Origin of the sequence: Marinobacter arenosus (genome assembly GCF_019264345.1) — a bacterium.
Lineage (GTDB): Bacteria > Pseudomonadota > Gammaproteobacteria > Pseudomonadales > Oleiphilaceae > Marinobacter > Marinobacter arenosus.
In genome coordinates this window covers 393,088-404,697 of the sequence record NZ_JAHVAO010000001.1, presented here as the reverse complement: position 1 = coordinate 404,697, position 11,610 = coordinate 393,088, and the positions used below count along the sequence as shown (strand labels likewise).

Genomic DNA, 11,610 nt, shown 5'->3' with positions numbered 1-11,610 from the left:
GAGACCCTGAGGTGACGCAACCGGTGGACGCTGAAACTGCCAACCCCACTGGATGCGGGCCACACCCAAACAGCCATTGCTGTTTGGGTGACCCCGGAAAACGCGATGGGAATGCTTCAGGCTGTTGGCGGGTATTTGCAGTAATTGCGGGCCAGAAAGGGAACGCCCACGGCTTGTTGTTCTTTGGTGCCGCCATCCTTTGGAATCTCAGCACGCCATATCGGCTTGTTGGCTTCCTCGAGCAGATCGGTGCTGGGAATCCCGATATCGCGGACGAGAGAATCCAGTTCCCGGCTGCTCATGTTGTGCAACTGGCACCGCAAAGCTCGCCGGGTGCGGTAGTTTCTCCAGTAAATCTGCATGCGCTGAAAGAGCAATGATTTCGTACTCATGGTTCACCTCCTGTGTTTACTCAATCCTATTCCTTTGCTGCTCAAAAATAAGACACAGCTTCTGACTGGGTGAGCGGAACAGATGGGGCATTTCTCTGTACTGTACTGCTGTTAGTTTTAGCGTTCTGTACCGTTCGTTGGGAGCGTTCGGACACACCGGCATTCCTGTGGAGGCCAGCGGCTGAAACGCGACGCAATTTTTGACAGGTTTTATGCCGGAAACTAAATTTAGAAAGTCATCTTTTGAATAGGGATATTCAAATGTCGGACTACAAGGATTTTGCCCAGAGAATCAAGATTGCCTGCGATAACCAGCCCAGACTCCCCGCCAATAAAGAGGGGCAAGAGACATGGCTATCAAGCCGCCTGGGAATCAGCCACGAGGCGGTCAGACGATGGTTTAGCGGTGAAAGCATGCCCCGCAGAAGGCTCATGGCAGATCTGGCGTCTCTCCTTAAAGTAGACGAGCGATGGTTGGCCTCGGGTTATTCTGGCCAGACGTTCGTGCAGGACAAAAGCAAGAGGGCCTAACGAAGGTCCACGTGAGTCAAAGAGCCATTCCTTAGGTACGTCTGTTCGTCCTGAATTAGCGGTGCATCCGTTAGTGCTGTTAATGAAATGCCTTTTGAAAGAGCAGGGAAGCCCTACACTGTCAGATACTATTTGTAGGCTCTGCCGCTGAGCATTTGGCCGTGAGTAGATTAATTGAAGGGAGAGGCGTGCCGGATGGCAGGACATTGTTTTGCAAGCGGTGAGAGCCGAGGGCAACGTTCACTGCTCAACACTCGGCTATCCACCCGACTTTCACGAATGTTGGCTGGGTTCGTGGCCCTGACAATTTCACCCGGGGCGGCCAGTTTTTCCGACGATAGATCTATCGACCCAGAGGATCGCTCCGGCAACTGGTCCATTGGCTTCGTTTATAACTGGCAAGACTCGGTGTACGCGGGGGAGGACTACCGCACTGACTTCATGCCCAGGTTCGCATACACCGGGGAAAATCTCTATTTTGATACGACGCAGCTGGGCTGGCACCTTATCGATAACTCTGAATGGCAACTCGATATTTTTTCTGACTACTTCATTGGCGGATATAACGATCACACGTTTTTCTCAGATACGGGTGAGGTTCGCGATGAAGATGACCCGCTGAAGGGCATGGAACGCAAGGGCGCTCTTGAGGGCGGGGCTGCCTTGACACGCAAGACGGACCTTGGAAGATGGACCCTGGATCTGCGTCACGATATTGATGGTGTCCATAACGGCGGCAGTGCGCGACTGGGCTGGAGCAAAACCTGGAGGGATCAAAACTGGCAATGGGAGCCTTGGATCGATGCCACCTGGCACTCAAGCGAACGGGCTGATTACTATTTTGGCGTGCGTCCTGAGGAAGCGACGGACTCGCGCGAAGCCTATAATCTGTCGGACACCGGAATCGCACGAATCGGTTTCGTTGCTCGCCATACATTCCGACGCCACCATAACTTTGCGTTCAACCTGAGCTACTCTGTTCTTGATTCAGATGTAAAGGACAGCCCCGTAATCAGCGAAAATGGAGCTGCACGTGCCACCCTGGCGTATCGCTACGAATTTAATGATCCGGTGGTGACCGATAATGGCGATTACAACTTTTTCCGGTCCAATCCGAACACCTGGTCCTTGCGCGTTGCCTATGGCTGCACCAGCGATACCAAGCTGAATGAGATTCTCCGGGGGCAAATCAACTGCGACGGTGATGGCACTCACTTGGGAAGCCTATTCCTCAGCCGCAAGCTCAGCGAAACCTTCTTCACTCTCCCAGTGGAAGCCTGGTTAACCAGTGGGCTCGCGCGTCGCTTTGAAAATGGCCTGCAAGACGATTTCTGGGAGGGAGTACTAGCCTTCAAGGCCATATTCAGGCGGTTCCCTTGGTCTGACACGGTTGAAACGCGCTTTGGTGTTGCAGAAGGACTGTCCTATGCGCACCGGGTTCCTTCTATCGAGCAGGAAAAGGGCGAGCAAAAGGGTCGTCGGTCCAGCCACTTGCTCAACTATCTTGATTTCAGTCTCGACGTAAGTGTGGGTGACGTTTTCGACGTGGACTCCTTGCGCAATTGCTTTGCCGGATTTTCCGTCCATCACCGCTCCGGAATTTTCGCCAGTTCCAACCTTTACGGTAATGTCGATGGCGGCTCAAACGTCAACACGCTTTACCTGGAGTGGGAGTTCAATTGACCGCTTGCCGCAGCGGGGACCACAGAAAGACATCGAGCACCGAGAATGACAGTAGTGCAGTCAGCGCCTCGCGGGTTACGCCTTATCCGCGTTACTGTTCAGAAATAACTCGCGGATCGAAGATACATCGCATGGCATTTAACATAATATACATTATGCGCAGTATTAGGTGTGTTTTCGGAGAGACTTGAGCCTGCCAATGGGCGACCACAGAAAGTACTAAACTTTTCCACACAAAGTGCTAAATCCCGCACACAGGTACCTAAGCATCTGAATTCACAGCCTGCTCTTAAGTGTCGAGGTTCGGGGTATCGGTCTTCAACGTCCTGATCCACACCGTATTTACAGTCTTAAGGCTGGTACGCTATTTCGTTCATTGACCGTGAACGGGATTCTAAGACCGAGAATTCATCCCAACAGTATCCGTTTGATCATGGCTAGACGTGGCTACGAAATGGTTGTAATTGGCGCATCCGGTCTGAGTGTCCGTGTCGGCGCCATCCGAGATCTTATAGATGAAGGTGCAAGCTCAATAGAAACCAGTCATGCTGTCGGCTGGAAAAGTGATAGGATGTTCGCGGTCTGCGGCGGAGAATATCTTGGCAAAGCACGTGCTATGGCAGAGTTGGCAAGGCGTCAGGGTCGATCCTAGGAAAGTCTCAGCACAGTAGTATTCCCCATAGAATGAACTCTTTGTGACCTCCTTTCTGAAAATTCCGTTCAAATAACATTATTAAAAACTTTATTTTTGTTCCTACCCTGCACTTGAGCTGTGAAACTGGAGCCCAGCAATTATTCCCGTTCACACCCCCTGGAGCGCCACCGGTTTGCTTACCCGACAAGTAAAAAATTTCAGCCCACTTGTCCGGTGCAGTGTTTATAGCGCCGGACCCATAGCTGCCCTGCTCCCTCCATCCAAGGCACTCCATGATTAAGATTCAGGGACAATGGGGTTTTAGGGGTTAGTTAGAATGAATTCAATAATCCATACTGCCTTGCGTGATGATTATTAAATTCATTTCAACCGCAGAATATATCACTCAAATTTTCTTGCCATCTTTTACATAACCGTATTCTTGTAGACCTTTCCGTCTTTCATGATCACCAAAAAATTCTTTGAAGGATTTTCCAGAAGTTTGATATTCGTGAGTGGATTACCATCAACGAGCAATAAATCGGCGAGCGCGCCCTCCTCCACAACCCCAAGTTTTCCCTGGTAGGGGTTACGAGGGCCTGACATGGCTAAGAGCTCAGCATTGTCATGAGTTGCCATTTTTAGGGTTTCTGCTGGCGTGAACCAATTCGTCATTTTCGGTAAGTAGTATGCTTGACGAACAATTCCATCGGGATTGAACTGCATATCTAACCCAAAAGCGATCTTGACGCCGTGCTTTTTAGCCAGTCGATATGTTTCGGCGGTTCCTGCCGCAACCTGCTTGTACTTAAGTTCATTAGCTGAACCAGGCGCGGTTGGAATCGCGTCCTCGTCTTCAAGAAACGGCTGAGAGCTAAACCAAACCCCTCGCTTGGCCATTAGCTTCAGGGTGTCCTCGTCCAGTAACTGACCATGGTCGATACATTTAACACCCGCTTCAATAGCACGTTTTATTGCGCGTGGTGTGTAGGCGTGAACGGCAACATAGGTGCCCCAATCCTCCGCCGCACCGACAGCGGCCGCTAATTCTGCCTCACTGTACTCGGTCACATCTATCGGATCGTAGTCAGAGCTAACACCCCCTCCCGCGGCTAATTTGACTTGACTGGCGCCCTGCATAAGCTGTTCTCGTACAGCTCTACGAACTTCTGCTACACCATCGGCGACAATTCCCAAACCAGCACGGGTAAACCATGGCGCATCGTCTAGGGCCGCGCCAGGTAAATCGTTTAAGCCTCGGAAATCTCCATGTCCAGAAGTTTGCGAAATCATGGCACCTGATGGCCAGATGCGAGGTCCAACTATGAGCCCTTCGTCGATCGCCTTCTTCAGGCCGAAGGTGTTACCTGCCAGATCACGGACAGACGTAAACCCCGTCATCAAAAAGTCATCCGCATAGGCAGCCGCGCGAATTTGCATGTAGTTCTGCGACACGGAAAGCAGTTGAGCTTTTGGCAGATTGTTAAAAGTGATGTGAGCGTGAGCATCTATGAGCCCAGGCATTAACGTTTTACCATTACCAGCAATAGTTTCTGCGTCCGTTGCGTCGATAGGCGAACTTGAAATTGAAGTAATGAGATTACCCTCTACCAACACATTCACGTTTTCGATGAGTTCGTCGTTTTGTCCATCGAATACATTCACATTAGTAAAAAGCACCTTTGAATCTGCGTCGTCCAATGGCTGTGCTACGACAGCCAGTGAAGATAATGCTGCGAACAACAAGATTGTTATCTTTAAGGTTCTGCAAATTAATTCCATTTGAATTTCTCCTTCCCGATGCAATTACGTGCACCACCGAATCTTTCGTTTCACAGTCGTAACTACTTTAGGTATTGAGTGATAGCACCTAGTTTAAAGCGTCTATTACGCGCTCCCTTCGGGATAAGTGGCATCCTCATCGAGGGGATAGACCCTTCGAGATTTTTTCGTGAACGTGAACGTGGACAGGTCGTTGGAGGCAATGCCTGGTGGGTCGCAATCAATAATCGCACTTGCCACATCCGTCCACCAGGCGCGAAAGTGATTGGCCGATTTAACTACGACGATCCGGTAATCCCCGGGATCAAAGCCGACGATTCGTAGCTGGCCATTGTCAAAGGCCTGCATGTTTCCGCTGAGCACGGCCACATCCACGCCGCCAATCAATAGGCCTGCGGCCGGCCCCATGTCGAACCGCATGCCGGTGACCATCGGCCCGATTATGGTATAGCGCCCGTCGGAGATCGTCTTGACGTAGGCCTTGCCTTTGACCGGGCCACCGCTCTGCTTGCTGCGCTTGCCGCCGAGCGCGACCTCGATGGTGTTGCCCACGCCCGCCTTAACCGCCTGCTTGACCGTGTCCGGGTCGTTGATCGCGACAACACAAGCCTGTTTGACGTCGTGCTTGATCAATTCCTGCAAAAGATGGGTGCTGTCACCCGGTGCGCCGGCCCCGGGGTTGTCGGACTTTTCAGCGATGACCACCGGGCCTTTGCGATCTTGATCAGGAAGGAAGCCAAAGGAACGCTGGTTTTCCGCCGTTGCATTGGCGAGGCGGGCAATGCTCTGGTCGTAAAGCGCCTTTGAATCGCGTGCTTTCGCGTCGCGGACCACCTCTTCCTCGACGCGGCCCTGCGCCACCAGCTCGTCCGCGGCGGCTGCCAGCCCTTGGGCCGCAGAGAGAGTCTTGGCAACGAAATGTGCCCGGTTCGTCCAGATCCAGTCCGCAAACTCCTTTGCGGTTTTGCTGGCAAGCTCGGGCGTTTCCGCCCAGCAGTTGACCAACGCGGTGTTAAACGCAATATCCGCAAAGGGGAACCCGTATTGATAGGAAAACTCGTAGATACCTTTGCGCTTGGCAAACTCCTCGGCTTTCATGCGGATCGGCGCGTAGATGTTGCCCGGCATGGTTGACTGGCACTGCATAATAAAGGGTAGGTGTTCGAAATGTCCCTGTGGTGTGATCTTGCCCGCTACCATATCCGGGAGCAGCTTGCCCGCATGGTAGGCGACGTCGTAAAAATCGATGTGCGGATAGTTCTTGACGATAGTGATCAGGTCCACCTGCTGGCGATTGAAATCGGTCAGGTTACAGTGGTGATCGATCGCCATGACGATTTTCACATTGGGCCCGAGCTCCTGGCGAATTGCCGCACAAAGGTCGCCTTCCACGTCATCCACCCCTTCCGCGACGCCGGCCCCGTGCAGAGACAGTGCCAAGGCATCGAATGGCATCGCCGCGTTGAGGCGCGTCACGATGTCCTTTTTCATCGTCTGGTAGGCTTCACCTTCGATAGTAGGCCCGGCGCCGAAGTTGTAGAAAACCGTTGGCACGATCTCTGCCGAGACCTCGTTGAGCGCGTCGATGTACCCGCCCATCGGCGTCGACGAGCCCCTGAATTCTTCTATGATCGCCTTCTCTTCGTACTTCTGGAACCCGGTGGCCACGTTGCCGGTGACAGTCGCCAGGCCCATGGTCTCCACCGCGAAGGTATTCACTTCCTCAAACAATCCCGCGAGCGCGACTCTCATTTTCGCTCCCCCTTTGGGTTTATCTTCGTCCGCTAATGTAGCGAACGGGCCCGTCACCGCTGCTGCCGCCACTCCGGCGGCCGCGAGCTTAAAAAAGTCGCGGCGTGATTCATTCGATATGTGAGTTTTTCCCATCTTTACAGTATGTTCCGCTTCTGCTTTGTCGGCGTCTGTGGTCATATTCCTTTGCTCGTTCTTATCTTGTTATTGATCATCGGCCGGAAAACCTGTATCGCCGGGACTCACTGGCCCGCGTTTTTATAGACGCTCGTTCCCTCTTTGATGGTCTCAAGAACCTTGATGTCGGCGATCTTCATGGGGTCGACCTTCAACGGATCGTCCGAGAGTACGACCATGTCGGCAAGCTTACCGGGCTCGAGAGAACCCTTGATGTCTTGTTCGCCGTACTGCTCGGCTACCCAAATCGTCATTGCCTTCAATCCCTCTAGAGGCGTCACCCGCTGATCGGGCCCGATCTCCATCCCACTTCGTGAGATGCGGTTGACGGCGGTCCAAAGCATGAGCATCTGGTCGAGCGGCACAACCGGCGCATCGGTATGGTTGGTCGGGTGAAGCCCGGCGTCGATCGCATCGCGCATCGGGCTAATGTACATCGCCTGCTCCCTGCCACGGTTGGCGATGTGCGCGTCGGCGAAGTAAAAAGTGTGCAAAGTGAAGAATGACGGCCGGATCTTGTACCGCACGTACTTCGCGATCTGGTCCTTGCGCAGGAACTGGGAGTGGATGGCTGTCACGTTGCGATATCGCGTTAGCTCATCGCCCGCCGCAAACTCGTGCGCCTTGAGCATCGCATCGATTGCCGCGTCGCCGTTGACGTGGAAGGTCACCGGAACGCCCAGGTCGTAGGCCTTCTTGAGTACCTGGTTGATGACCTCTTGGGACGCAAATAGCTGGCCTTTCCAACCCTCCTGCCCTGACGGTCCACCGGTCAGGTAAGGTGTGGTAAAGGCGGCAGTGCGACCCTGCGGCGATCCGTCGATCGTGATCTTGATTCCCTGGATCTTGACTCGCGCCTCGTATTTTTCCCAGTCGCTGACCGGGAAAACCGCGAGGATCTTTTCGACGTCGGTCATGAAAGGGTAAGTGACGAGGTCGATCGTGTTGCCGCCGGCAGCGGCAGCTCGCTTCATGATCTCGAGCTGATCCAGGTGTGTTGCGCCTTCGTGCGCGGTGGTGATGCCGGCTGACGCGTACATTCGCTGCGCCGCCCTGGTTCCGTCCACCTCCTGACCTGGCGTCAGGGGCGGCGTATTTGCAAAGATCTTCAGGAATGCGGTCTCCATGATGAGCCCCCAGGGCTCGTTGGTGCCTGGTTTTCGCACGATGATGCCGCCATCGGGCGTCGGGGTGTTCGCGTCGAAGCCGAAGCGCTCGAGCGCGAGGCTGTTCAGGACGGTACCGTGCATCGAGATATGGTCGACACGAACTGGATTGTCGGGAAAGGCGGCGTCGAGATCGCCGCGATTCAGGAGTCGGCCATCCGGCATGACGGTGTCGTCATAGCCGTAGGCCATGATCAACTCGCCCTTGGGGATATTGTGCTCCTCAGCGAACTTTCTGAGTTCGGCCACTATGCTTGGAACGTCCTTGCCCGGACCGGCCGGAGGCGGATAGAGGCTGGCCTGCCCGGCCAGCGAGAGTGCATTGATGTAATGGCTGTGGGCATCCAGAAATCCGGGCAGCAGTGTTTTGCCGGCAAGGTCGATCATGTGCGTAGATTTTCCCATGAGCGTGCTCTCGAGGTCCGCACGCGAACCGACCCCGAGTATCTTGCCGTCCTTCACCGCCAGGGCCTCCGCACGGGGCTGGGCATCGTTCATCGTGATGACGTTCGCGTTGATGTAGATCGCGTCGGCCGGTTCAGCCGCACACGCCCACCCGGCTAGGCCGACCGCCAGGGCTGCCAAGCTTCCTAAAAACAGCGATTTCATCAATGGGCCAAGCTGCGTGAGCAGAGCGGCGCCGGTGGTTTGCGGGTTTGTATTGCCCTGGCTATTCGAATCCCGGGTCGTCATAATTTTTCGCCCTACCTGGCTGCCTGTCCCCGTATAGGCTGACCAACGATATTAGTCGCCGGTAAAGTCTGTCTGGGTTTTTTGACTTCTATTATTTCCCTATGGCTTTTACGATCGCACGTGCCATGACTTCTTCCATTTGCTTGCCGGTGCTGAACCACACCACGACGGTATCCGCCGAAGGCGATATATACATGCCCTGACCTCCAACGCCGGCTTTAAAGAAATCGCCATCAGGAAAAACGATGTCCCACTGGTGGCGGTTGGCCAGGCCTTGCATGTCGGGAAACGATTCCTGCATTTCTCTGCCGACAAAACCTTTGAGGTATATTTCCGGTTTGCCGCCCTGCTGTATCGCCTTAATGATTGAGTCGGGAATGATCTGCTCCTTGCTGATCTTGTTCCAACCTGGGGTGAAGATCATGGCGAAGCGGCCCATGTCGCGGAGCGTGCTGTTTACAAAGCCCCAAGCGTTACCCAGGCCGTATTTGGTGACGCCAACGAACGCATCATTCTGGGCACCGATCTTGCGCCAGACTCGATCACCAAACACTTCGTTCAGCGTTCGACCCGTCACTTCATTAACGATCAGTTCGAGCACAAAAGGATTGATGGAGTTGTATTCAAATGCAGTATGGCCAGGCTTCACCTTTTTCATGTTGCGCAACACGTCGTAGGGTGATTGGTTGAGGTTTTCCTTGTCCTCAAACAGACCAATGCTCACTGCCCACTTGTACCACCCACGGACAGGGTTGGAACGGGCGTCATCGTTGGGTTCTTCGTGCTCGGTGGAATCCAGGCCGGTGGCCATGTCCAGGGTTTCCTCGACCGTCACCTCGTCCCAGGCCGAGCCCTTGAGCTTCGCAACATAGTCTGACACTGACTTCTTGAGATCGACCTTGCCCTCCAGAGCAAGCAATTCCACCATAGTGCCTGGCACGACCTTGCTACAGGAGAACCACTGGTGTTTGTCGAAGGGGCGCATGGTCTTGTAGCGCTCGTACACTACGGACCCGTGATGAAGTACCAGCAACGCGTCCATGTTGCTGGTATCAAAATGCTGATCGACCGTTTCCGGTTGTTCACCCGGGCGTGTGAATGTGAACTGGCCGATTTTCGGATCAATTTTCTCGGGGAAGACGCTGATTGGGCCGTCACGTTCGATCTGCATCGTGTACTGGAACGCTGACAAATTTTGCCACGCGTAAAGCGTTTTATCGTTGGCCACCTGAATCTGTACCACGTTCGCAGGTGTGTGGAAGAACGTGAAAATATCGCGGATCTCGCTGATTGGCCGGTGGGACTGGATCGTTCTCATGGCTATGGCCCCTGTTTGACTGTGTTCTTGTAGATCACGCCGTCCTTCATAATCACAACGAAGTTCTTGTCCGGGTCGGCGACGAGATCCAGATTCTCAAGTGGATTACCGTCAACCAGGATTAAATCGGCCAACGCGCCTTCCTTCACGACGCCGATTTCACCAGGATACGGATCGCGTGGACCGCACATTTTGATCAGCTCAGCATTATCGCTGGTCGCCATCTTCAGGGCTTCGTAGGGGGTGTACCAGTTCTTGAGTTTCGCGAGGAACTTGCCTTGCTTCGGTCCAAGGGTTGGGTCGAAAAGCAGGTCCGTCCCGAAGGCCGTCTTGACGTTGTGCTTCTTCGCCAGCTTATAAACCTTGTTCGTCCCGTCAGTAACCTGTATCCACTTGCGCTGGTTCTCCCCGGTAAAGGTGAACGCATCCTCGTCGTTGAGCAACGGTTGTATGCTCAGCCAGATACCTTCTTTGGCCATTAGCTTGAGTGTGTCTTCCTCCAGAAGAAAACCATGCTCGATGGACTTTGCACCTGCCTCAATGGCCGTCCTTATTGATGCGTCGGTATTGGCGTGAACCGCAACGTAAGTGTTCCAACTCTGTGCTGCGTCCACGGCGGCTTTGATCTCTTCGAACGTATATTCCGAAACATCAAGCGGGTCGTAGTTGGAAGATACACCCCCGCCAACGGACAGCTTTATTTGCGTGGCACCCATCCGGAGATTCTGCCGCACAGCCTTTAACACTTCCGTCTTTCCGTCAGCGATTCGCAAATGATCCTGATGCTCCAGGTAAATCGGTGTCTCGGGCTCAGCGGGATGACGACCGTCCGAATGTCCAGAGGTTTGAGTTATGTTCGGGCCTGAAGGGTAGATTCGCGGACCTTCAATCATTCCCTTATCGATGCCCTTCTTGATAGCGAAAGGATTTCCGCCGACATCGCGTACGGTCGTGAAGCCACGGTACAACGTATCTCGTGCTCCTCGAGCACCAAGCAACGTTAACCAGCCGGCGTCAGAGCTCATGAGTTCAGGGAACGTGGGTTCCGACAACATCACATGCCAGTGAGCATCAATAAGCCCAGGCATCAATACTTTCTCTTTGGCATCAATCACGTTCGCTCCGGCGGGCGCAGGTATCGACTTGGCTACCTTGCTGATCTTATTCCCCTCCACCAGAACGCTCATGCCGGTGGCAAGATCCGCGTTAACACCATCGAAAATTGAGGCGTTGGTGATCAGCGTCATGGGGGGTGGGGGTGCTTTTTCGGTGGCAAATATCGGCGCGCTCAAAATGAGCCATACTAATGCGCTGATGAAAATCCCTGTGTTTAGTTTCATGTTCTGCTCCTTGCTGGCGCTGGTGATCCTGAGCCCTATTCAGCACTACTCATTGCAGAGGGAGTCATCCACCCAAACCCGGTGGGTACGTAATTGGAGTTCCTTCCTACTTACAATCAGGGAAATGTAGGAAGCCAAGAAT

8 protein-coding genes are annotated in these 11,610 nt (G+C 53.7%); 2 read left to right on the top strand and 6 right to left on the bottom strand.

Annotated features, from left to right (window positions below; translation table 11 throughout):
• Positions 1-116: 116 nt before the first annotated feature.
• A complete protein-coding gene (locus tag KXD86_RS01865; protein ID WP_218634394.1) occupies positions 117-392 on the bottom strand; it encodes a DUF1127 domain-containing protein in 276 nt (91 codons plus the stop codon).
• A gap of 261 nt (positions 393-653) precedes the next feature.
• Between KXD86_RS01865 and KXD86_RS19045 the strand changes: the two genes are divergently transcribed.
• A complete protein-coding gene (locus KXD86_RS19045; RefSeq protein ID WP_218634393.1) occupies positions 654-923 on the top strand; it encodes a helix-turn-helix domain-containing protein in 270 nt (89 codons plus the stop codon).
• Positions 924-1,217: 294 nt separating this feature from the next.
• Complete coding sequence (locus tag KXD86_RS01855; RefSeq protein WP_218634392.1) at positions 1,218-2,606, top strand: MipA/OmpV family protein; 1,389 nt, start codon at positions 1,218-1,220, stop codon at positions 2,604-2,606.
• 1,060 nt (positions 2,607-3,666) lie between these two features.
• On the opposite strand, the gene KXD86_RS01850 is transcribed toward KXD86_RS01855, so the two are convergent.
• The 5 genes from KXD86_RS01850 to KXD86_RS01830 form a co-directional block, all read right to left on the bottom strand.
• A complete protein-coding gene (locus KXD86_RS01850; protein WP_218634391.1) occupies positions 3,667-5,022 on the bottom strand; it encodes a metal-dependent hydrolase family protein in 1,356 nt (451 codons plus the stop codon).
• Positions 5,023-5,127: 105 nt separating this feature from the next.
• Positions 5,128-6,954, bottom strand: coding sequence for a M81 family metallopeptidase (locus KXD86_RS01845; RefSeq protein WP_218634390.1), 1,827 nt, complete (start codon positions 6,952-6,954; stop codon positions 5,128-5,130).
• Positions 6,955-7,016: 62 nt separating this feature from the next.
• On the bottom strand, positions 7,017-8,810 hold the full coding sequence (locus KXD86_RS01840; protein WP_218634389.1) for an amidohydrolase: 1,794 nt from the start codon (positions 8,808-8,810) through the stop codon (positions 7,017-7,019).
• A 91-nt stretch (positions 8,811-8,901) separates the two neighbouring features.
• Complete coding sequence (locus KXD86_RS01835; protein ID WP_218634388.1) at positions 8,902-10,128, bottom strand: serine hydrolase domain-containing protein; 1,227 nt, start codon at positions 10,126-10,128, stop codon at positions 8,902-8,904.
• A 2-nt stretch (positions 10,129-10,130) separates the two neighbouring features.
• On the bottom strand, positions 10,131-11,468 hold the full coding sequence (locus KXD86_RS01830) for a metal-dependent hydrolase family protein (protein ID WP_218634387.1): 1,338 nt from the start codon (positions 11,466-11,468) through the stop codon (positions 10,131-10,133).
• Positions 11,469-11,610: the final 142 nt, after the last annotated feature.